Origin of the sequence: Pseudoalteromonas phenolica (assembly GCF_005876835.1) — a bacterium.
Classification (GTDB): domain Bacteria; phylum Pseudomonadota; class Gammaproteobacteria; order Enterobacterales; family Alteromonadaceae; genus Pseudoalteromonas; species Pseudoalteromonas phenolica_B.
On sequence record NZ_PPSW01000014.1, the window covers coordinates 168684 to 190176 of the forward strand.

A 21493-nucleotide genomic window follows, 5' to 3' on the forward strand; every position below is an offset into this window, starting at 1 on the left:
TTAGAATTGATAGTTCAATGTGAACGACGTCGTACGGCCATTAATGCTTCGTGCGCGAATAATGTCATTAGCTGGTACGCTGCCCTCTTCTGCTTCTGTTATGCCCACCGTATCAAACAGGTTGTTGATGTTGAGTGAGACAGATAAGTTTTCAGTCACGTCATAGCTTGCAAATGCATTAACCTGAGTGTAACCATCGAACTTTAAGTCATTATTATCTTGTGCGTACGCATCTGTGGTGCCGATAAAGCTTAAACCAACCGCGCCTTGCTCCATGTTATAACGCGCCATCAGTGAGTAGATAAAGTCAGCTTGACGGCGTGGCGTGTTACCAACCACTTCAGGTGTTAATGCATCTTTTGCAATTTCTGCATCCGTCCAAGTCATGTTACCTCTGAAGTCGAATGACCCCACAAAGTAAACCCCTTCTAGCTCAATGCCTTTTGCTTCGTATTGGCGATCAAAGAACTTTTGGCTGGTTGCTTCAAAGTTTTGCTCTTCTGTTTCAGCATAAAACGCCGTTGCAAATAAACTGCCGTTTTCAAAACGTTGCTTTAAACCAAACTCATATTGGGTTACTTCATCAATGGCATCTTCTTTGGCCACGCTGCCATCGGCGTTTACTTTACCAAACAGTAATCTATCAGCATTTGCACGTGCACCTTCACTGACACGGCCAAAAACTGCTTGTGTTGGGTTGATTTGATAATTCGCACCGATTGAATAACTGGTGTAGCTCCAGTCATAGTTCACAGCACTTGGGTTTGCGATATCGATGCCCGCTACTTGCTCTTCTGGTTTTGAAATAACGCCGTCACCATTAATGTCTCGTTGAGACACTACGGCACCCGCATAGGTGCCTTTGGCCTCACCCGAGTCATAACGCATACTGGCATCTAGGGTGATATCGTCAAATTGAGAAGATACCGCCAAATAAGGCGCTCGCGTTGAATAGTCTGTGTCGTAGTTACGTTGACAACAGTTGCCCCATGCTGGCGTGCCATAGGCGTACAAACCGTTTTCTGAATATGCAGTACCGTCAGCAGCAAATACATCAACGAGCGCGGCATTATCGCCCTGTAACTCCATTAAGTAAGAGTTCCAAAGCCAAGACATGGCAATGGTTTGCTCGGATGCATAAAAACCAAAAGTGACTGACGTATCATCGCTTAATGATTTAGTTAACTTAGTGTCATTAACCATTGAACCGAAATCACGCATTTCAACATCAAAAGTGTGAATACGCATCAGTGTATCATCATTAAAGGCTGAACCTGCTTGTGGGCCATTTGCATATTGTAAGGTGGCACCTTCTCCAGCAATACTTGCAGCGATGGTCGATGCACTGCCAACTTCGGCAGGGAAAGGAGAATTAAAAGAGCCTTTCACACTTGCAACACGAAAACGATTTTCTATTTTCCAATCATTGCTGAGATCAAAACTAGCTTCTACGCCCACACTGTCTACTTGCGGATGCATACCATCACGCATATCGCCTTGGCGAATTTCATTATTTGCGCCTAAGCCTTGTGTTTTAATAAAATAAGCCGAGTGTGGTGTATCAGATAAAGCGTCAAAGTTGGCTAACGAGTCGCCATTTGATCGCATTGGCATTGGTAAATAGCTGGTGCTACGGTCGTCTAAATGTTTTAGATACAAACGCACGTAACCGTTATCAAACTCTTTGGTTAAATTAGCTTTGATCTGGCCGCCTTTGTTGCCTGTGTAACCTGTGTCTCTTGGCCCTTCACCTTGGCGAACAAAACCACCGATATGAAAGCGCACACTGTCAGATAAGTAAGTACCAAATTCGAAGTCAGTTCTGAACTCGTCATAATCTAAACCAAAGGTTGTTGCGATACTGCCTGACTCGCTGTCACCTGTTTTAGAAATAAAGTTGATGATACCGCCCGGTGCATTGCTTGCTGCCGTAGACGCAGAGCCACCACGAATAGACTCGACAGATTGTACAGTGTTGTCTAGGCGTAAAAATATATCAGCATTACCAAATGCAATATCACCAAACTGTAAAACTGGCAGCCCGTCTTCTTGAAGCTGTAAAAACTTAGCCCCACCCGATGCCACTGGTAGGCCACGCACGGCTATGTTTGCATTACCTTCACCGCCTGTCGACTCAGAGCGCACACCCGGTAATATTCTAAATGCTTCAGCGGTTGTTCTTGGTGTTGATACATTGATCTGCTCTGCAGAGATGCTGCTCACTGACACACTAGATGCCATCACGGTGCGACGTTGAGGCACACCTGTAACTATTATCTTTTCTAATTCATTTTGTGGCTTTGCTGTATTTGCTTGTTGTTCTTCAGCCAGTGTTTGAGTGCTGATCGCGAGTGCGATAGCGCTTAGGGCAAACCAAGTGGGGTTATGTGTTCTCATAATGTGCCTCATTGTTGTCAATTTAAAGTATGGCACCACGGATGTGGATTTTCTTACTTAATCGATTAAGTAAGTTAGCAAAAATGTCATCATTTGCAATAAAAAAGTGCTCGATTATTGTGCTTAATTTATTAAGTGATTGTTATAGATAACAAAAAAGTGTCCAACTCGGTGCACCCAAATTGGCAGATTTGGTGCAGTTGAACACTTTGACAAGGGGATTTGGTTTAAATTAAGCGTGAGCTAAACGCGCTTTTGCTGGATCTTTAAAATAGTTATACAACATGCCTAACATCAATAAGGCAGCAAAGCCAGTTGCCAATGCAAAGCCATATTCAATATGACCAAAGTGATCGCTCACGATACCCATCAATAAAGGCGCAACCGCTGCTGACAACGCAGTAAAGAATAAAATCACCCCGGCGACAGAGCCGTGTTGATGCTTTTCAAAACAGGAGATCCCTTTTGAGTTCAGGGTCGGATAAATCATCGACATAAATAAGCCACTCAGTGGCAATGTAAACACAGCCGCATCTACACCAAACAGGTAAGTTGCTAAATAACATAAGAATATCGCGCTACTGAGTGCTAGCATCACGCTCTGCCACGAGAATAAATTCAACAACCATACAGCCATAAATCGACCCACAGCACGCAGCACAAAAAAGATGGTCAATGCATAAGTCGCCAGTAACGTCCAATCACCTTGATAAGTTTTCAGTAACGTTGGCATCCAGACATAGATCGCGACTTCAGTCGCCACATAAAGCGCAATGGCGGCAGAAAAACCAAGGGCATGCTTGTCTTTCAACATCGCAAGCGTTTGTTTAAAGCTCGCCTGCTCGTTGCTTTTTTTCACTGTTTTAGCAGGGAAAGACACCTTAAAAGTCGCCAAACATAGTAATACACACATGGCGCCTGCCAGTAAATATAGGTACTTCCAACTAACGCCAGCAACCAACATATAACTAACAATGGCCGGACCAACGATGGCCCCCACAGCAAAGAATCCCTCTACGGTATTCATGGTTTTAGTATGCGCTTTACTTGATGGCGTCAAATCGCCAAGTAAGGCCAGCGCCGCGGTTTTAAACAAACCAATTGCCAGACCAATCATACTTAACAGGCCGACAAATAGCGTAAATGTATTGCCGACAGCAAAACCAAAACACGCCACTGAGAATAATAAAAAGCCAATAATTATGGTGGGCTTATGGCCTATTTTATCTGCTAAAAAACCAAGGCACAGGCCACTAATAGCAATCCAAATCATGGGCGCATAATGAAAAGCACTGGCTTGTGTCATGGTTAGGTTATATTCACTGATCAGCTCTGGAATAATCACGCCCACCGCGTCTGAGGTCATCGCAAACATGAAAAACATCATGTAGGTCAACCAGCGAAGCGTCGATAAGTTTTGTGTTGTCATAATGGTTACCTCGAGGGTTAATACCAACTTTATTAAGCGGTTAATTCAGTTGATATAACTGACTGATCTTAAATAAGTCTAGCCTGTATCAGGCCAGCTTCAGCCAATTTTTATTGTAAATAGTACTTGAATATCTTTGATTGCTGATTAAAGATATAACTTAATCGATTAAGAATCAACTTTGAGATATTGAGTGCGACTATGAAAAACCAAGTGCAATTGATCACCTATGCAGACAGGCTTACAGGGAGTGGCCTACCAGTGTTAAAGCAGATGCTTGACGGGCCACTGGTAGGTCTATTCTCTGGCGTACATATTTTGCCTTTTTACTACCCTATCGATGGTAGCGATGCGGGTTTTGACCCAATTGACCATGCACAAATTGATAGTCGCTTAGGTAGCTGGCCAGACTTAAAAGCGCTAGGCGAAGACTATGAAATAATGGCTGATCTCATCGTCAACCACGCATCTGGTCAATCTCCAGAGTTTTTGGATGTGCTTGAAAATGGCACGGCATCTAAGTATTGGAATATGTTTTTAAAAGAGCAAGATGTGTTTCCAAATGGCATCACAGACGAAGAAGCCGCCGCTATTTTTAGACCTCGACCCACCAGCTGTTTTACACCAAAAACATTGGCTTCAGGCGAAGTTGTTAATTTCTGGACGACCTTTACCGATAACCAAATTGATATAAATGTTGAAACCGAAGCGGGTAAAAATTACTTACATAAAGTACTCGACTTATTTGCCAACAATGGCGTGAAGATCATTCGTTTAGATGCAGCAGGTTTTGCCATTAAGCGTGCAGGCACCAGTTGTTTTATGACCGATGAAGCCTTTGCTTTTATTAAACAACTCTCAAAACAAGCCAATGAGATGGGCATGGAAACCATTGCCGAAATTCACAGCCATTATCAGACCCAAATTGCGGTTGCAGAAAAAGTTGACCGAGTCTACGACTTTGCGCTGCCACCACTCATCTTACACACTTTGTTTACGCAAAATGTGGATGCCTTGGTGTCTTGGTTGACCATTGCCCCACGTAACTGCTTGACTGTGCTCGACACCCACGATGGTATTGGCATTGTTGATGCAGGTCCTGAAGGTGAAAAACCGGGTTTGCTCAATGCAGCACAAGTCGACAACTTAGTTGAACAGATCCATGAAAATAGCAATTCACAAAGTCGTCAAGCGACCGGCGCAGCAGCCAGTAACGTCGACTTATACCAAGTAAACTGCACCTATTATGATGCCCTCGCCCGCAATGACTTAGACTACCTAACAGCAAGAGCTATTCAGTTCTTCTCACCGGGTGTACCGCAGGTTTATTACGGTGGTTTACTTGCACTGCATAATGACATGGCATTACTTGATAATACCAATGTTGGCCGCGATATTAACCGCAGCTACTTAACGCCAGAAAAGGTCGATATTCAATTACAAAAACCTGTAGTGAAAGCACTGTCAAAACTCATTAAATTGCGTAATGAAAGCCAAGCTTTTAATGGTGCATTCTCTTTGCAAGGCGCTGATAGTTTATTGATCATGGAGTGGGAAAATCAGCAACACATAGCATGTTTGAAGGTTGATTTTGAAACACACTTAATTGAAATGACCTTTGCTGATGAAAAAGGCACTAAGCGTTTTAATATCGCGGATTTACTTAAGTAACCTGAGCTCTGGATAAGTAACCTGAACTCAGGATACTTATCTCATAATCGAAGCTCAGACTACTTGGTATCTGTGAAATTACGCTAAAAATGTTAGGTCGACTGACCTAACTTAAGATTGAAAGGCAGCATAACTTGCTGCTTTTCTTTATTTATAAACAGCTCAGCAGCTTGTTGCCCTTTATTCTCACTGTTTTGATGAATGGTGGTAATGGCAGGTTGAAAAAGCTCTGCTTCATCAATACCGTCAAAGCCTACTATTTTTAGCTCTTCGGGGATCTTAATGCCCTGTGCTTGGGCTTCTCTCGCTGCGGCGAGTGCAATTAAATCACTCATACATAACAACACATTGGGTCGAGGCGATGTATTTAATGCTTCTTTGGCAGCAATGCGCGCATAACGTTCGCTACTCTCAGGTATATTCCAAGTTTTATCATCAGCAATAACGACACCCAACTCATTGATAGCCTGGCGAAATCCAGCCAGACGTTGATGTGCAATCGAAGTATTAAGTTCAGGCAAATGATGGTCATACACACGACAGATAAGCTCAGTATCAAGTAAGCGTAAGCCTAAAATAGCTGCCTCAATGTTATCACTTGTCGTTTCAGAACCTGTAAATGCTTGTTTCGCGACAGTGTAAGCGGCCTCATGATTATTGATATTCACACTGGCTTTGTTGTCTAACTCAAAGTCGACTGTCACTACATGCTTGCTGAGCGCTTCAAGGTGGGTAATTAATTTGGTATTACGAGGGCGACCATAGCAAATAAAGCCATCAACAAAATCGACAATGTCATTGACGCTTTCAGCATTACCCGAGAAAAGTAGTAAATTAATGCCTTGAGGCTCAAGCACTTTGGCAACACCGCGCATAAAGCTGCTCGCCACCGGATCTGACACCATGTATTCAACGCTGTCAGGTAGCACAAGCGCGACAATGTTGAACGTGCCTTTTCGCAACGAACGTGCCGCTTTATTTGGCCCAAAGTAACCGAGTTCATGGCACGCAGCGAGGATTTCTTCACGCTTGGCTTTCGACAGCTGATCTGGTCGATTAAAAGCATTTGAAACAGTGGCATTCGATACCCCTAAGTGGGCAGCGATACTCTTTAGCGTCCATTTTCTGTCGGTCATTAACGTTGAAACCCTGAGCAAATAATACTTGTAAGTGAAGATAGTAATAAATTTAACTATTAAAAGACAGCCAATCTTCTTTGCTATTTAGGGTAAGTGATTGTTAAATAACACCTGTAAATATTTACCACATAGGCAAAGTAGTGATGGACAGTTTTGAAGGCATTTTTGAGTTTGTGGCTGTTGCCGAAAGCGGTGGCTTTTCGGCGGCTGCAAAAAAGTTAAACTGCTCCACCAGCCATGTCAGCCGACAGATTTCTCGCTTAGAAGAACGCTTAGGCTCGCGCTTATTAGCACGTACCACTCGCCAAATTAGCCTGACTGAAAATGGCGAGTTTTACTACCAACAGTGCAAGCAACTCGTCACTGGCTTACAACAAGCCAACGAACAATTAAGCCAGCAGCAATATCAGTTATCTGGCACACTTAGAGTCAGTGCTGCAGGTGGCTTTGCCGAAAGTTACATCGCCCCTGCTCTTATGGAATTTGCCAAACAGCACCCCGAGCTCAATATTGAAATAGACTTTAATTCTCGACTGGTTAATTTTGTTGAAGATGGTATCGACTTTGCTATTCGCTATGGCGAATTGAATGATTCAAACCTCATCGCTCGTAAGTTAATTAGCCGCTCTATGATGGTGGTTGCCAGCCCTGAGTACCTCAAAACCTATGGTACACCAAACCACCCCAACCAATTAAAAAGCCATCGCTGTATTATCGCCAATAACGACCACTGGGCGTTTAATATCGACGGTACTAAACAAAGTGTGAAAGTCACTGGTAACTGGCGTAGCAATAACGCCAATGTGGTACTTGAGGCCTGCGAACAAGGTCTAGGTATCGCCTATATGCCCGAAAGCACCTTCACAGAATCAATCGAACAGCAAAAGCTGGTACCGCTTTTAGACTCATATTGCATTAAAGGCGCAACCAGTTGGATTGTCTATCAAAACAAGCAATTTATGCCGCTCAGGGCACGCCTAGCCATAGACTTTTTATTAGAGCGGTTTGCAAAATGGTAAATGACTTTGTAGAAATGAGGGCAATTATTCAATTGCCCTGAATAAATTGAACTACTAAAAATACTTAACCCAGCGCGCTGATGTTTTGCGCTTATAACTCGCAAACCATTTGCAGAGTGGGTATAAAATTACACTTAAACAGATCGCAAAAAGCCACACTTGCCAGACGTGATAAAAGCCAAAATATGCAGTCTGATCACTGCCATAATGCATATTTGTGCCAAATAGCCACTGTGCCACTATGCTAGTAACAAGCAGTGCGTATAAATGCGTGATATAGAAAAACATAGGGGCAGAACCCAATATTCTTACTGGCTCTAACACCTTGAATACGCTCGTTTCTAACACGGCTAACACAAAGGCGCCAACTCCCAATGTTAGTAGAATAAAATCAAGAGACGGTGGATACTTGGTGAAATTAAAGAAGTCCATCACCGTCAAAAGCGCGATTGCCTGTTGAGACCAACCAAGGGTTTCGCCGTAAATGTTTAGCCCTCTTAACATTAATAACCCTAATAAAAGCGCGGCGCCACTTTGCATCAAAATCGTTTTACGCTTTTTCGAAGGTATCGAGCTTGAAAATAAAGGCCCCACCGCATAGCCACACAAAATAACACCGATCCAAGGTAAAACTGGGTAAGAGGCTTTTACCTTAATGAAAGCATCTGTGACTAAATATCCTCGGTCATGCAAAATCGTCCATAGCGAATAACCCAACTCATTTGGCGCAAATTCAATGGGCGATAATAAGTTATGACCTGCGACTATGCTGATACCTAATATGGCGATAATGCTTCGAGGTAAAGCGACCACAATGGCTAAAGCCACCATGCTCACCCCTATGGCCCAGATGACTTGCAAGTACAATGTTTGATAAGCGCCAAACCAAGAGAAATTGACTAATGTCATTTCAAGCAGAATTAAAAATAAGCCACGTTTTAGCAAAAATGATTGAGCTGAACGCTTTGCACCGTTTGCGGGGTTTTCATATAACCACGCTGATAGACCGGTCAAAAACACAAAAATTGGCGCACAAAAGTGAGCACTTAAACGGGTAAAATAAAGATCAGGACTCGTCGTTTGAATGTCCATTGGATCAAGCACTTGAGCATGTAAGAAAAAACGCTCTCTGACATGATCAACCAACATGAATAACATCACGATGCCACGAAGTATATCGATGGACGGCAAGCGCGTTTTACTGTTTTGAAGATGATTCATTACACTCTTTCTCGTGTTAAAAACGAAAAAACAGCCTAAATAATCACTTAACCAAGGTTTGGTTAAGTGCGATTACTCAGGCTGCTATTTTTTAATTACAAAATGACTTAGAACACATTAAGACATTAACTAACAGTGAAGATCAGAACTGATATTTAATCGTTGCACTGTAAGTTGTCGGTGAGCCCGGCATAGTCCAAAGTTTGTGGTAAGAATTTTCAAAGTAAGCTTTATCAAACAGATTGTTGATATCGAACTTCATACTTACCTTGTCATTTACCTCAATCGACGCTGACAAGTTAACGAGCGTGTATGATGGCAAAATAAAGTTTGCATCTGTTGTTTCGCCCAAACGATCACCTACATAATTCACAGTTGCACCAAGGTAAGATGCTTTACCTAACAATGTGGTGTAATGCTTTATTGAAACATGGCCGATATGATCAGCAATATTAATTAAGCGCGAGCCTTTTGGAATTGGTACACCCCAATCGGCATTAATCACATCATTTGCTGTTTTTGCATCTGTATAAGCGTAAGCAAGTTCAAGTACGGTGTTATCTGTCAGCTCAGTGGTTAGCTGAAAATCCACACCTTGGCTTTCAACTTCGCCTAATGTTGCTGATAACCCCGTATCTGGCTCAGCAGTGAGCATATTAGTTTTTTGCGCATCAAAAAGGGCTATGCTACCCGAGAAACGCCCAGCAATACTTTGCCACTTTGCGCCAATTTCGAATGACTTAGTTTCTTCTGGTTCGAACGCATTGCGGTTTGAATCAAGACCCGGATTTGGCCTAAAACCTTCGGCATAACTCGTATAAAGATTAACTTGATCATTCGCACTATAAATAAAGCCTAAGCGCGGGGTAAATTCGGTTTGCTCTTGGCTTTGCGCTTCATCGCTGCGTAAGTTAAGAATGTCTTGTTCAAATTTATCAACACGCACACCCACTAATACTTTTGACTTTTCAGTCAGTTCAATCAGATTCTGGGCATAAAGACCTAAACCTTTTTGATTCTCTTCAGTCAGCGTTTTTTGTACTGGCTCAGGTTGAGCTTGAGTGTAGTCTGGATTGTTAGGGTCAATGGTATAAGTCGTATCGCCTGAACCCCAAGCTGTGCGCCATACTTTGTAGTCGGTATCAATATCAAAATTATAGTGATCCACACCCACTAAAATATTATGCGTTAGACCGCCCTGCTCAACTTCACCACTTAATTCAAAACGGGCTGAAACATCAAGCGCTTGATAATCACGAACACGTCGTTGGCGAGACAGTAGATTTTCGTCGGTGTACACAAGCTGTCTACCACCTGATAATTCAGTATCAGAAGATACACCTTTAAACGAAGAATCTCGGTAAGCAAAGCCTGTCAGTAAATGCCAATCGTCGTTTAACTTATGATTTAACACTAGCTGATGACCAAGCGCTTCAACTTGATGCGCGCCATCACGGATATCCCCGTAAAAAGCATCAGCTTTCACACCGTCAAAGTCATTATTCAGAATGTATACACCCCTATCTAAAGGCTTTTTCTGATCTAGCACTTCCATTTCGTAGCTCAGGCTGGTGTCATCAGAAATGTTCCACAATACCGATGGCGATAAATGTAAGCTTTCGATTGAAACATGATCTCTATGTGTATCTGAGTCTTCATACGAACCATTTAGTCGATATGCGGCCTCTTTATTCAGTGCGTTAGAGTAATCAAATTCAAACTGCTTTTTACTGTAATTACCAAGCGTTGCTTGAACATAACCTTGCTCATTAAACTGCGGCTTTTTAGTGATGATATTAATAGTACCACCCGGCTCACCTTGCCCATAAAGTGCAGAGCCAGGGCCTTTCATCACTTCAATACTTTCGATATTTGCGGTATTTCTATTGCCGTTATAACCGCGAGAGTTAAAGCCATTCACAAGGTAACCCGATGGATTATTTTCGTCTCCCGAGAAACCACGAATAGCAAAGCTATCGAACATACCACCTGAATTATTCTGCCTAACTATACTCGGTGAAAGCTCGAGCGCTTCAATAAAGCGGGTGATACTTTCGCTTTCAAGCACATCAGCACTAATCGTGTCGACTGCTTGCGGGGTTTGAACTAAAGGAACATTACCACGGTAAGGTTGCCATACACGCTTAACTTCAATGTGTTCTATGTCTTCGTTTGAGTTAGATTTAACTGTTTCTTGCGCAATGACACCATTCGATGCCACCAAAAGTGAGAGTAGTAATTTCTTTTTCACACAAATCTCTATTGTTAGGAATGATAATTCCGATACACTATAACATATCACTTTAAATTATTGTCATTTCATAAAGAGTGAGTTAACTCAGTTTTTATGCGCTTAATCGAAAATTTTAGAGTATTTAAAGTTGCTATAAGTAGCTGCAGGAACGCGATTTGTTTATTTGAATAAACATGACTGTTTTCAGTCACCAAAACAGTCATCATAAAAATCTATAAATAATAAACGATATAAATTAAACGTAGCTTTTCAGCCCATGTAAGCAGGATAGCCCACAAAACACTGACTTTTCGGCTAAAGACCTTCATAAACTCTAGCTCTTTTAAACCATTAACTTTGAACCTAACGCATATATACCTGCTATTGATTCTTGAAATTGCTCAGAGGTGTACCTATTAAAAAGTTTTAAATGTAGGATACCTTTATGATCGTCGCCATTGATGTGCAATACACTAACGATAAAGCATTTGTAGCTTGTGTGGCCTTTAATGCTTGGCAAGCTGAGTCTCCATTCAAGGAATACACAACGGTTGTAAACCATGTCGAAGAGTACGAACCCGGTGCTTTTTACAAAAGAGAGTTGCCTTGCATCCTAAAAGTGCTGTCTGACCATGCTCTTAAACCAGATACCATTGTTGTTGACGGGTATGTGTATTTAGATACTCATCAAAAGCCCGGCTTAGGTAAGCATGTGTTTGATGCCCTTTGTGGTGAATCGTCTGTTGTAGGAGTCGCGAAAAAGCCCTTTTCAGATATTGGTGATGAACATGCTATATATCGAGGAGAAAGTATTAACCCCCTCTATGTGACCAGCACTGACTCAACACAAGTCGCAAAACAGCATATTTTACATATGCATGGTAAACATCGAATTCCAACGTTATTGAAACGTGCTGATCAACTTTGCCGTGAGTTTGCCAAAAGTAGCCAGAATTTTAGCGAAGAGTTTAATGTATGAATAAAGCCATTTTCAGACTTGCAGTAATTGATGATGCAGAAGAGATAAACTCTGTATCAACACATCTAGGGTATCAAAAATTGTCTGAAAATCAGGCCTCAGAAAAGTTGCTGTCACTACTGAATTCTGAAGCTGATCAGATTTTTGTAGCCGAACTAAAAGGTAAAATAATCGGTTGGATACATCTATTTTATGCACGCCGACTAGCATCGAATGACTTTTATGAAATTGGTGGGTTGGTCGTAAATCCTGAGTATAGAGGTCAGGGTATTGGTAAAAACTTAGTTAAGTTTGCGACATCTCAAGTAACTAAGGAAGTTCGTGTTAGGTGCAATGAAACTCGACTAGAAAGCCACCTTTTTTATAAACTGCAAGGCTTTAAAAGTACTAAGTCTCAACGTGTATTTGTAAAATAAAAACTCGGCTTAGCGCAAAACAGTAGCTAAAAACCTATTACTTAGCTTTTACTGTCATCCAAAGTTATTTATTTACAAAATATATTGGCCTAATACATTTATTAAATTTTCTAGAACAATTGCAGTTTAAAAATCCATCAGATACCATCGAATAAATACCTAAAAGGAATACATTCATGATAAAAAACTGCATGGTCGTGCTGTCTTTATTAATTTCAACCTCAGCGCTATCACAACCAAAAGACTTTTCTGAGCTGACAATTAACCAGCTTCATCAGGGGGTAAAAGCAGGTCAGTTTACTTTTGCCGAAGTTACCCAGTATTACTTAAGCAACATACAAAAAAATAACCCTCAACTAAACGCAGTGATAACTGTCAATCCCGACGCCTACCAGCAAGCTTTGAACAAAGACAAACGCTACAAAGAAAATGGAAAACAAGGCATTTTATTTGGTGTCCCCGTTTTACTAAAAGACAACATAGATACCAAGATAATGGCAACCACTGCCGGGGCGCTCGCGTTGCAAAATCATTACCCAAGCAAAAATGCACCTATTGTTGAGAAGTTGCTTTCAGAAGGCGCAATCATTTTAGGAAAAGCAAATTTAAGTGAATGGGCAAACTTTAAATCTTCACCTAGCTCGAGTGGTTATAGCCATGTCGGTGGTCAAGTAAAAAACCCTTACGATCTGACGATGACTCCTTGCGGCTCTAGCTCTGGTTCTGCTGTAGCAGTTTCTAGTAACCTAGCACTGGTCAGTATTGGTACAGAAACCGATGGTTCAATTCACTGCCCAAGCGCGCTTAATGGTGTTGTTGGTTTTAAGCCGAGTATTCATCATATCTCCCAAACAGGGATCATTCCGATCGCACATTCTCAAGATACAGCAGGCCCTATTACAAGAACCGTGACTGATGCTCAGCTTACTTATTTAGCAATCTCGGAGTATGCTCACAAAGAGTCACCTTTAACTCATTCATTGCAAGGTAAACGCATTGGAGTTATCCCGGGCATAAACCAGTTTAATCAAGCTTATAAAGCTGAATTCGAAGACACCTTAAAACGCTTGGGTTCAGCGGGTGTAACTATCGTTAACGATATCCAGTTCAACAATATGGACAAAATATTTCCTGCTGAATTTGATGTACTGTTATACGAGTTTAATCATGGTGTAACTGCTTATTTAGCAAATACTGGCGATGGTGTCAGTGTTAAATCACTCGCTGAATTAATTGAATACAACAAAAAATTGAACGATCAAAAACAAGAGCTCTTACTTGCCTCACTTCAAGCAAATGATGAAGCTAAATACAAGCAAGCCGTCGCTGCGATAAACAAATACGCTAAGCAACAATTAAAGGAAATATTCAAACAACATAAACTCGATGCCATCATTGCACCGAGTGTTGGCTCTGCATGGAAAATAGATCCGATCAATGGAGACAAATTTACAGGTAGCAGCTCAACACTTGCCGCTGTCACTGGCTCACCAAGCATCACTATCCCTATGGGGTTAAAAGACGGGATGCCGTTTGCTGTAAGTATTATTGGTGACTTAGACCAAGATATGAAAGTCCTTGAAATCGCAAAGTTGCTTGAGCAATTAACTCAGGGGCGAGTCGCACCTAAGCTATAAAATGGAAAAGCATAGTGCTAAGCAAGAATCTTAAAGATTTTTTTAAATTAACTGATCTTTTCTAATAGCAGCTGCGTTTAACATATTGAAGGGTCGAAACGGTGTTGCATTCACCAATAACTAGTCCTTGCATTTAGTAAACCCCTTCACCATTCGCAGAAATTAAGCGCACTACCCTACAGTGCGCTTTTTCTGTTTTAAGGCTCATCAAAACCATACATTTTATTAAAGCCTGGAATTCTACTTTCCCAAACCGGTGTTGCCGCTCCAACAATATCAGTGAGTATATCTAGAAATAGCTGAGTCTTTAATGCCAAATCTCTATGTGGATAAACAGCAAAGAAGTTACCGTAATTACTGAGCTCTATACCTGTCATTATTGGGATCAGTTCACCGTTTTTAACTTCGTCCCCGAGCATTTGCGCGGTTGCTGCTGTCAGCATACGACCATTCAAAGCTGTTTTAATCAGTAACTCGGCTTCATTCACTTTATAAGCCGTATTCAAATGAAGAAACGCTTGTTTACCGCTTTCATCTATATACTTAATTTTATCTATGACTAAGCCGGGGGCGCAATAAACCACTGCGGGCAGTTGTTCTAATTCTGCAATACTTTCTGGCTCACCAAATTTTGCTAGGTACGCGGGAGAAGCCAACAGCAGTAAGCGATTTCGTGCAATTTTTCTAGCGATCAGATTTGACTCTAAAGGCTCTCCCATCCTAATACCCAAATCAAACCCTTCACCGATCACATCAACCAGCCTGTCTTCAAGCAAAAGCTCAATCGTGACATCAGGATATTTCTCTTGGTAAATCGTTACGGCTTGCTGAACATATTGGCGACCAAACAAGGTTGGGCTGGCTATTTTTAACTCCCCTCTTGGCTCGGTATGATAATTCTGTGCTAAACGTTTAGAGTTACTTAATACAGTGCGAAGTTGCTTCGCTTGATTTAGCATCTCAACCCCTGCAGCGGTAAAAGAAATCGCCCTTGTTGAGCGATTTAATAAGTGTACCTCAAGCTCTTCTTCAAGCTTCGTTATTTGCTTTGAAATCGCGGAACGATTGACATTACGGTATTCCGCGACTTTAGCAAAACTGCCCAACTCAGACACTTCCAACAGTAATAATAATCGACTTGCCAGATCCATAACCCACCCAATTGATTCCTTTTTGGAATCATTATAGTTCAATTTAGCTTGTTTTTAGATAACAAATTAAACCTTAAAGTGTGCTCAACAACACGGCAAATTGCCACTTAATACACGTAAGAGGGCCATCTCATGTCTAAACTCGCAATTACAAAACAAGCTGGTGTCGCAACTGTTTTAATTCAGAATCCGCCAATCAATATATTAACCAGTGATTTAATAAACGAAATCAATGCATTCGTGCTGTCTTTAAAAGATGACAGAGATACCAAAGTGGTTGTTTTTAAGTCTTTTCATGACACTTTTTTTATCGCCCATTTAGATTTACACGTCATTAATGGCACACAAGGTGGCCAAGCGGCATCAATCGAATTTAATCATATGATTGAAAACATCAAAGCGATGAAGCAATTGTCTATTGCAGTAGTTGATGGCGTGGCTAGAGGGGGTGGCAATGAGTTTGTAATGGCCTGTGACTTGGCCTATGGCACTGAAAATGCGGCATTTGCGCAACCAGAGCTTTACATTAACATACCTACAGGTGGTCAAGGTGCGGTTCAATTCGCAAGACGTTTAGGTAAAGGCAAAGCACTGCAAGCGTTACTCACAGGTGCTGATTTTACTGCTCAACAAGCGGAAGCGCTGAACATCATTACTCAATTTGTACCAAAGTGTGATCTCGATGAATTTTTAGCACCTTTACTCGCACTAGTTAGTCACTGGGAGTTGCGAGATATTGCCATGTATAAAGACATCATCAACACGTCAATCATTGATGAAAATGCGGGTGCAGAATTAGAATTGAGATACTTTTTAGACCGCGCCAAAGAACAAAAAACGCAAACTATCATCAAAGCATTTTTAAAGCATGGTGGCCAAACTGAACGCGAAGCACATGACATTCAGGGGATATTTCAAGATACAGCGGCAGAATTAAATCAATAAATGCATAGAGGCTAATCGAGGTTAGCCTCTTAATTCACTAGCCTATTCATTGGCTGATGTTCTGTCGTAAATCAAGATTATTCACCTGAACGACTGATCGCTTCTTTACCGTTATAAACTAGGCGTGTCGACCAAGGAATAGGGTTGCGAAGCGCAAAGTGTGCCATACAGCCATTTTCAGCTTCATCCAGTAGATCTTTGATTTTCTCTTCAGGCTCTGGGCTTTCGATGATCACATGAGTCTCGACTACATCACAGCCGCCATCTGTCATGTAGCCATGTTCGCGCATGTGGCCCAAGTTAGTACGAAATACGATACGCTGCTCTAGCTTTAAACTATCTACCTGAATTTTTCGTGCCGTCAAAATATCGGTTAAATGCGTCATTAAGCAAAAACCAATGCCTGCAGAGAAAAAAGCCAGTGGCGGTGGTGCAGTATCTTCACCCACAGGCGGTTGTTCGTCACAATATAATTTTACCGGGCTAAAACCTGGAATATTCACAGAAACCACACCGGTTTTACTTTGCATATTGCCTGCTTCTGCACTTAGGTTGACTTCAAAGCGGTACGGTTCTGGATGCTTTGCTTTTGCAAATTTTGAAGGTTGATACTGGGTTGTTGCAGGTTGCTCAGGGCTTCTCTCACCTACGTGATAAAACTTTTGTTCTGTCATAATGATCTCTTTAAACGTGTTTTTTGTTTAAAAATAGCTTATGCCATTTTGTATGCAGGGTGCCGTCAAAATAGCCTGAAATTGAATCCAGTTTGGTGCTATCCTTCACCTCAAACATCAAATATGACGGAAACCACCATGCTTGAGAAACAAGACAAAAATATCCTTTCACAGCTGCAGAGTAACGGCCGCATGTCTATGGTCGATTTAGCCAAAGAAACCCATATGTCTGAATCAACTTGTTTGCGTCGCACTAAAGCACTTGAAGAGAAAGGCGTCATTAAAGGCTACAGTGCTGTACTCGATGCCGAAGAAGCTGGCTTTGGGGTATTAGCCTTTGTGCAGGTGAGCATTGACCAGAAAAATGAAGCGGCATTTGATAAATTCAAACTGGCTGTAATTGAACACCCGCTGATATTAGAATGCTATTCGCTTTCCGGTGCCTATGACCACTTAATGAAAGTCGTTGCGCGGTCAAACAAAGCGCTCTCTCGTTTTATACTCAAAGAATTAAGAAGCTTTCCTGAGATCAAAGAAGCACAAACCCTGTTTGTACTCGATCAGGTTAAACACACCACTGCCTTACCTGTAGAAGTAGATTAAAGTATTGTCTTTTTACACGTTAACTCAATTCAATATCGTGAGATTCTGACCACTGTCGCAATACTTCTAAAATACTCAAGGCTGAGCGCCCAAACTCTGTGAGCTCATAGGTCACAGCAACAGGGCGTTCACTGATTACTTTGCGCAACACCATGCCTTCTTGCTCTAACTCTTTGAGCCGTTGGTCGACCATTTTCTTGGTGGCGCCGCCTAACATACGTGACAAATCATTGAATCTCACTGGCTCATCTTTTAAGTGATAAATAATCGAGCCCTTCCACTTACCACCAATTAAACGCATGCCTTTTTCTATAGCACAGGGTTCAGTACAGGCATCTAAAACTTTTTTTCGCCCTTTACTATCTGTTTTTAATCGACTTTTCATTTTTTGACGCTCATTTTTACTAGGTTACTAAAAGTATACTAATTGATTAAGGTGAATAGGTTCCTAAAATATACCACAAGTTAATTGCAAACACACTGGAGCAAAACATGAGCAATATTTTAATCATCAATGGTCATCAGTATTACCCGTTCTCTGAAGGTAAGTTAAACGCAACCTTGGTAGACAAAGCTGTCAGCATTTTTCAAAGCAAGGGTCATTCAACTCGCGTTGTGACGATGCAAGACAACATCGACGTCGAAAAAGAGCTTGAAAACCACCAATGGGCTGACTATGTATTCTTACAAACACCGGTCAATTGGATGGGCGTAACTTGGTCTTTCAAAAAGTATATGGATGAAGTTTACACAGCAGGTATGGGCGGTGCACTGTGCTTAGGTGACGGTCGAAATGAACAAGCACCTAAAGCCAACTATGGCAAAGGCGGAACAATGACGGGCACTAAATACATGCTTTCACTGACATTTAATGCACCTGAAGAATCATTTAACGACACTAATGACTTTTTTGAAGGTAAGTCAGTTGATGACTTAATGTTCCCTATGCATATGAATTTTAAGTTTTTTGATATGCAACCTATGGCCACATTTGCCTGCTTCGATGTGATGAAAAACGCCGATATTGAGAACGATTTAAAACGCTTTGAAGCACATTTAAACGCACATTTTTAAGATTCACTCTAGGATAATAAAATGAACTCAGATTACACGACTAAACTTCATGCGGGCGCTGTTTTTCCTGACATCACTGCCACTTTACTCAGTGGTGAGTCAGTCAATCTTGCAAAGCCAAAGGCTGGTTTTGATTGGAAACTTGTGCTGGTGTATCGTGGTAAGCATTGCCCTTTATGTACTCGCTATCTCAACCAGCTAGAGCAGTTTAAAGGCGCCCTAGCAGACATTGGCGTCGATATTATTGCCGCCTCTGGTGATAGTAAAACTCAGCTAGAGGCGCACAGTGAGCAATTAGAAGTAAGCTATGACATAAGTTATGGATTAAGCGTTGAGCAAATGAAAACGCTTGGGTTATACATCTCTGATCCACGCTCAGAACAAGAAACTGATCACCCATTTGCAGAGCCTGGTCTGTTCGTAATAAACGCTGAAGGTCATATTCAAGTGGTCGACATTTCAAATAACCCGTTTGTACGTCCTAAACTGCAAGCACTCGTAAATGGCTTAGCTTGGATCAGAAACCCAGACAATAACTACCCTATTCGTGGTATGCACAGGTAAGTTTATGTTTAATAAATTAACTGGATTTTGCTTTCTTTGTTTATTGTTGGTGTTCAATGTACAAGCCAAGCCTGTTTATGAACATGCGCATCTTGCTTCACCTGAGCACTACAGCGTTTTGCTTGAAAACGAACAGGTACTGGTACTCAAAATGGTACTTAAACCCGGTGAGAGTGATCGTTTTCATAAGCACAATGCCAAAACCGTGTATTTTCAACAAGGTGGCCGTGCTGTGATAAAAACTGAAAATGCATCACTCAACATCGATATCCCTGATGGCCACACTATGTGGCACGATCAATGGGTACATCAAGTCAGTAATGTTGGCGACACCGAAATTATTGCGATTATTGTGGAGTCAAAGCAGACAAACTAAGATGTGATTTTAGGCAACAAATTGAATACCAAAACAAAAACGCCTTTTAGTGCGAGCGCTAAAAGGCGTTTTTAATATTTATCAGCCTAAACTTCGTAGTAGGCCAAGAAGAAGTCGATGGTATCTTCAGCCAATTTAGTGATCTCTTGCTCAGTCAATGACTCTGCTTGATGCAAAATTTGCGGCCAAAATGCTTGGCCTTTTAATAAGCTCACCAACTGCTCGTGCGCTAAACGTGGCTCAGCCTCTTTTATTTTGCCATCCTGCATGGCCGACTTTAACCATCGGATTGTTGTCGTTTCTTGTTCGAAAAACTCACCAATGTTATCGACAAATTTGTCTGGATTGAATAAACACACACCCATTGCAACGCGAATAAGCTCGTGCATTTTTTTGTCATTCATGAACTGAATTTCTTTCACCACCAGCTCATGAAGTTGCGCTTTTACAGGGGTCGTCGCATCGTAAGGAAAGTCGTGGTTTACGAAGTTTTGGCTCCAAATATCTTTAATTATTTCAGTAACTAAAGTTTCTTTATTTTGGAAATGATTGTACACGGTACGCTTCGACACGCCAGCAGTTTCGGCCACTTTGTCCATGCTGGTATCGCTCACACCATATTTTTGAAACGCTTCGACTGCACCATTCACTATGGCTTCGCGCTTAAGCTCACTTCGTGTTTTTTTAACTTCGCTCATAACTCACTCTCAGATATCTGATTGAGTTATTTTTACACTAATTAGTTTACTTTTCAAATTTCACCAGTAAACTACACCGTACAGTTTACTTGCAACTTTACTGTTTCTGCTTGAGATCCAGCAACAAGCAAGTCGAAAAAATTAATTTAACTTATTGGCGAGCCTATACAGTATGAAACTTAATGCTTTAGTTAATCTTACGACTCTCAAAGTCACGACTGCATTTATTATGACAATCGCTATGACGTCTGCCCTCACCGCTTGCGCGCCTGCCAACGAGCAACAAACAGACACGCAAGTTGTTCAAACGGTAAAACTTGCCCCTGTTATGACCAACGCGAAGCAATATACCCGCACTTTTCCTGCTGAAGTTGCGGCAGTTAAAACCATAGATTTAAGTTTTGAAGTGTCAGGTCGTCTTATTAATACCAAGCTGCAAACTGGATCTGTGGCGAATGAAGGTGAGATTTTGGCGCAAATCGACCCAACTCTTTTCAAACAAAGAGTACAAGAAGCCCAAACGCGATTGAACCAAGCCGCAAGAGATTTAAAGCGTATTGAAGCGACAGCTAAAAATGGTTTGGCCTCTCAAAGCCAATTAGACAATGCGAAAACTAACTTTGAATTGGCTGAAATCGCCCTGAGTAAAGCCGAGCAAGACTTAAGTTACACCACGCTTTCGGCGCCATTTAATGCACAAGTATCTGAACGCTTAGTCGAAAACGGTAACTATGTAAAAGCTGGCGACATCATCGCCAAATTGCAAGATGTTTCGCTATTTTACTTCAACGTGAATGTGCCTGAGCGCCTGCTTAGTAGCTACCAACAAGGTAGTTTAGTCAAAACTGAAGCCCATATTATTTCTACTCCAGAAAAGAAGTATGAACTTACTTACATAGAGCATGCCACACAGCCTGATCCCATTACACAAACATACAAAGTCGTATTTGCTGCACAGGTCAGCGACAACAGTTTAACACCCGGTGCTCGCGCCATTGTTAAAGTCAGCCTCGAAGACAATGAAAACGATGATGTGATGTTAGTGCCTTTTAATGCACTGCAAGGTAGTAACGCTGACGGCTTTCATGTTTGGGCATACGACAAAGCCAATTCAACCGTGCAAAAACGCAGCGTCGAGGTACTTAAAGTTGATGCCAATATGGCTGCCATTGCTAAAGGTTTAAATAAAGATGATTTAGTGGTTGCAGCCGGCGCACCGAAGATGCGTGAAGGTTTAGCGGTAAAACCGTATAAAGCGGAGCTATAA

At 41.6% G+C, this 21493-nt stretch carries 20 protein-coding genes; 11 read left to right on the forward strand and 9 right to left on the reverse strand.

Annotated elements, in window-relative coordinates; genetic code table 11:
- Positions 1–2397, reverse strand: a complete 2397-nt coding sequence (locus C1E24_RS10230) for a TonB-dependent receptor domain-containing protein (RefSeq protein ID WP_138481117.1) — start codon at positions 2395–2397, stop codon at positions 1–3.
- A 232-nt stretch (positions 2398–2629) separates the two neighbouring features.
- Entirely contained in the window at positions 2630–3826 is a 1197-nt protein-coding gene (locus tag C1E24_RS10235; RefSeq protein WP_138481119.1) for an MFS transporter, read from the reverse strand.
- 201 nt (positions 3827–4027) lie between these two features.
- Here C1E24_RS10235 and gtfA point away from each other — a divergent pair, with 201 nt between their 5' ends.
- On the forward strand, positions 4028–5497 hold the full coding sequence (gene gtfA, locus C1E24_RS10240) for a sucrose phosphorylase (RefSeq protein ID WP_138481121.1): 1470 nt from the start codon (positions 4028–4030) through the stop codon (positions 5495–5497).
- 92 nt (positions 5498–5589) lie between these two features.
- On the opposite strand, the gene C1E24_RS10245 is transcribed toward gtfA, so the two are convergent.
- The gene (locus tag C1E24_RS10245) at positions 5590–6633 is read right to left on the reverse strand and encodes a LacI family DNA-binding transcriptional regulator (RefSeq protein ID WP_138481122.1); all 1044 of its coding nucleotides are present in this window, start codon (positions 6631–6633) and stop codon (positions 5590–5592) included.
- 146 nt (positions 6634–6779) lie between these two features.
- On the opposite strand from C1E24_RS10245, the gene C1E24_RS10250 reads away from it, so the two are divergent.
- Positions 6780–7655, forward strand: coding sequence for a LysR family transcriptional regulator (locus C1E24_RS10250; RefSeq protein ID WP_138481124.1), 876 nt, complete (start codon positions 6780–6782; stop codon positions 7653–7655).
- Between the two features lie 54 nt (positions 7656–7709).
- On the opposite strand, the gene C1E24_RS10255 is transcribed toward C1E24_RS10250, so the two are convergent.
- Together C1E24_RS10255 and C1E24_RS10260 are read right to left on the reverse strand one after the other, a co-directional pair.
- Positions 7710–8876, reverse strand: a complete 1167-nt coding sequence (locus C1E24_RS10255; RefSeq protein WP_138481126.1) for a DUF1624 domain-containing protein — start codon at positions 8874–8876, stop codon at positions 7710–7712.
- A gap of 142 nt (positions 8877–9018) precedes the next feature.
- The gene (locus C1E24_RS10260) at positions 9019–11127 is read right to left on the reverse strand and encodes a TonB-dependent siderophore receptor (RefSeq protein WP_138481128.1); all 2109 of its coding nucleotides are present in this window, start codon (positions 11125–11127) and stop codon (positions 9019–9021) included.
- A 427-nt stretch (positions 11128–11554) separates the two neighbouring features.
- Here C1E24_RS10260 and C1E24_RS10265 point away from each other — a divergent pair, with 427 nt between their 5' ends.
- The 3 genes from C1E24_RS10265 (at position 11555) to C1E24_RS10275 (ending at position 14141) form a co-directional block, all read left to right on the forward strand.
- A complete protein-coding gene (locus tag C1E24_RS10265; RefSeq protein ID WP_138481130.1) occupies positions 11555–12088 on the forward strand; it encodes an endonuclease V in 534 nt (177 codons plus the stop codon).
- Positions 12085–12504 (forward strand): GNAT family N-acetyltransferase, encoded by a 420-nt coding sequence (locus C1E24_RS10270; protein WP_138481132.1) that lies wholly within the window; start codon positions 12085–12087, stop codon positions 12502–12504. Before C1E24_RS10265 ends, C1E24_RS10270 begins: the two co-directional genes overlap by 4 nt.
- 176 nt (positions 12505–12680) lie before the next feature.
- The gene (locus tag C1E24_RS10275) at positions 12681–14141 is read left to right on the forward strand and encodes an amidase family protein (protein ID WP_138481134.1); all 1461 of its coding nucleotides are present in this window, start codon (positions 12681–12683) and stop codon (positions 14139–14141) included.
- A gap of 197 nt (positions 14142–14338) precedes the next feature.
- On the opposite strand, the gene C1E24_RS10280 is transcribed toward C1E24_RS10275, so the two are convergent.
- A complete protein-coding gene (locus C1E24_RS10280; RefSeq protein WP_138481136.1) occupies positions 14339–15292 on the reverse strand; it encodes a LysR family transcriptional regulator in 954 nt (317 codons plus the stop codon).
- A gap of 132 nt (positions 15293–15424) precedes the next feature.
- Between C1E24_RS10280 and C1E24_RS10285 the strand changes: the two genes are divergently transcribed.
- On the forward strand, positions 15425–16237 hold the full coding sequence (locus C1E24_RS10285; protein WP_138481138.1) for an enoyl-CoA hydratase/isomerase family protein: 813 nt from the start codon (positions 15425–15427) through the stop codon (positions 16235–16237).
- A gap of 77 nt (positions 16238–16314) precedes the next feature.
- Here the strand turns inward: C1E24_RS10285 and C1E24_RS10290 are convergent, their stop codons facing one another.
- The gene (locus C1E24_RS10290; protein WP_138481140.1) at positions 16315–16911 is read right to left on the reverse strand and encodes an OsmC family protein; all 597 of its coding nucleotides are present in this window, start codon (positions 16909–16911) and stop codon (positions 16315–16317) included.
- A gap of 138 nt (positions 16912–17049) precedes the next feature.
- On the opposite strand from C1E24_RS10290, the gene C1E24_RS10295 reads away from it, so the two are divergent.
- Complete coding sequence (locus C1E24_RS10295; RefSeq protein ID WP_138481142.1) at positions 17050–17514, forward strand: Lrp/AsnC family transcriptional regulator; 465 nt, start codon at positions 17050–17052, stop codon at positions 17512–17514.
- 19 nt (positions 17515–17533) lie between these two features.
- Here C1E24_RS10295 and C1E24_RS10300 read toward each other — a convergent pair whose 3' ends face one another.
- Positions 17534–17899, reverse strand: coding sequence for a winged helix-turn-helix transcriptional regulator (locus tag C1E24_RS10300; protein WP_138481144.1), 366 nt, complete (start codon positions 17897–17899; stop codon positions 17534–17536).
- Positions 17900–18006: 107 nt separating this feature from the next.
- Between C1E24_RS10300 and C1E24_RS10305 the strand changes: the two genes are divergently transcribed.
- From C1E24_RS10305 to C1E24_RS10315, 3 genes are read left to right on the forward strand one after another with little or no spacing between them, the layout of a single operon-like run.
- Positions 18007–18588, forward strand: a complete 582-nt coding sequence (locus C1E24_RS10305) for an NAD(P)H-dependent oxidoreductase (RefSeq protein ID WP_138481146.1) — start codon at positions 18007–18009, stop codon at positions 18586–18588.
- A gap of 21 nt (positions 18589–18609) precedes the next feature.
- On the forward strand, positions 18610–19152 hold the full coding sequence (locus C1E24_RS10310) for a redoxin domain-containing protein (RefSeq protein ID WP_138481148.1): 543 nt from the start codon (positions 18610–18612) through the stop codon (positions 19150–19152).
- A 4-nt stretch (positions 19153–19156) separates the two neighbouring features.
- A complete protein-coding gene (locus C1E24_RS10315) occupies positions 19157–19528 on the forward strand; it encodes a hypothetical protein (protein WP_138481150.1) in 372 nt (123 codons plus the stop codon).
- 86 nt (positions 19529–19614) lie between these two features.
- Here the strand turns inward: C1E24_RS10315 and C1E24_RS10320 are convergent, their stop codons facing one another.
- Entirely contained in the window at positions 19615–20226 is a 612-nt protein-coding gene (locus tag C1E24_RS10320; RefSeq protein ID WP_138481152.1) for a TetR/AcrR family transcriptional regulator, read from the reverse strand.
- A 172-nt stretch (positions 20227–20398) separates the two neighbouring features.
- Here C1E24_RS10320 and C1E24_RS10325 point away from each other — a divergent pair, with 172 nt between their 5' ends.
- Positions 20399–21493 carry an efflux RND transporter periplasmic adaptor subunit gene (locus C1E24_RS10325; protein WP_138481154.1) on the forward strand — a complete coding sequence of 365 codons (1095 nt, stop codon included), beginning with the start codon at positions 20399–20401 and terminating at the stop codon, positions 21491–21493.

Coding starts and splice junctions, on each gene's coding strand:
- C1E24_RS10285 (WP_138481138.1), top strand. CDS start 15,425: ATGTCTAAACTCGCAATTACAAAACAAGCTGGTGTCGCAACTGTTTTA.
- C1E24_RS10235 (WP_138481119.1), bottom strand. CDS start 3,826: ATGACAACACAAAACTTATCGACGCTTCGCTGGTTGACCTACATGATG.
- C1E24_RS10320 (WP_138481152.1), bottom strand. CDS start 20,226: ATGAGCGAAGTTAAAAAAACACGAAGTGAGCTTAAGCGCGAAGCCATA.
- C1E24_RS10255 (WP_138481126.1), bottom strand. CDS start 8,876: ATGAATCATCTTCAAAACAGTAAAACGCGCTTGCCGTCCATCGATATA.
- C1E24_RS10270 (WP_138481132.1), top strand. CDS start 12,085: ATGAATAAAGCCATTTTCAGACTTGCAGTAATTGATGATGCAGAAGAG.
- C1E24_RS10315 (WP_138481150.1), top strand. CDS start 19,157: ATGTTTAATAAATTAACTGGATTTTGCTTTCTTTGTTTATTGTTGGTG.
- C1E24_RS10325 (WP_138481154.1), top strand. CDS start 20,399: ATGAAACTTAATGCTTTAGTTAATCTTACGACTCTCAAAGTCACGACT.
- C1E24_RS10300 (WP_138481144.1), bottom strand. CDS start 17,899: ATGAAAAGTCGATTAAAAACAGATAGTAAAGGGCGAAAAAAAGTTTTA.
- gtfA (WP_138481121.1), top strand. CDS start 4,028: ATGAAAAACCAAGTGCAATTGATCACCTATGCAGACAGGCTTACAGGG.
- C1E24_RS10230 (WP_138481117.1), bottom strand. CDS start 2,397: ATGAGAACACATAACCCCACTTGGTTTGCCCTAAGCGCTATCGCACTC.
- C1E24_RS10275 (WP_138481134.1), top strand. CDS start 12,681: ATGATAAAAAACTGCATGGTCGTGCTGTCTTTATTAATTTCAACCTCA.
- C1E24_RS10245 (WP_138481122.1), bottom strand. CDS start 6,633: ATGACCGACAGAAAATGGACGCTAAAGAGTATCGCTGCCCACTTAGGG.
- C1E24_RS10290 (WP_138481140.1), bottom strand. CDS start 16,911: ATGACAGAACAAAAGTTTTATCACGTAGGTGAGAGAAGCCCTGAGCAA.
- C1E24_RS10295 (WP_138481142.1), top strand. CDS start 17,050: ATGCTTGAGAAACAAGACAAAAATATCCTTTCACAGCTGCAGAGTAAC.
- C1E24_RS10305 (WP_138481146.1), top strand. CDS start 18,007: ATGAGCAATATTTTAATCATCAATGGTCATCAGTATTACCCGTTCTCT.
- C1E24_RS10250 (WP_138481124.1), top strand. CDS start 6,780: ATGGACAGTTTTGAAGGCATTTTTGAGTTTGTGGCTGTTGCCGAAAGC.
- C1E24_RS10310 (WP_138481148.1), top strand. CDS start 18,610: ATGAACTCAGATTACACGACTAAACTTCATGCGGGCGCTGTTTTTCCT.
- C1E24_RS10280 (WP_138481136.1), bottom strand. CDS start 15,292: ATGGATCTGGCAAGTCGATTATTATTACTGTTGGAAGTGTCTGAGTTG.
- C1E24_RS10265 (WP_138481130.1), top strand. CDS start 11,555: ATGATCGTCGCCATTGATGTGCAATACACTAACGATAAAGCATTTGTA.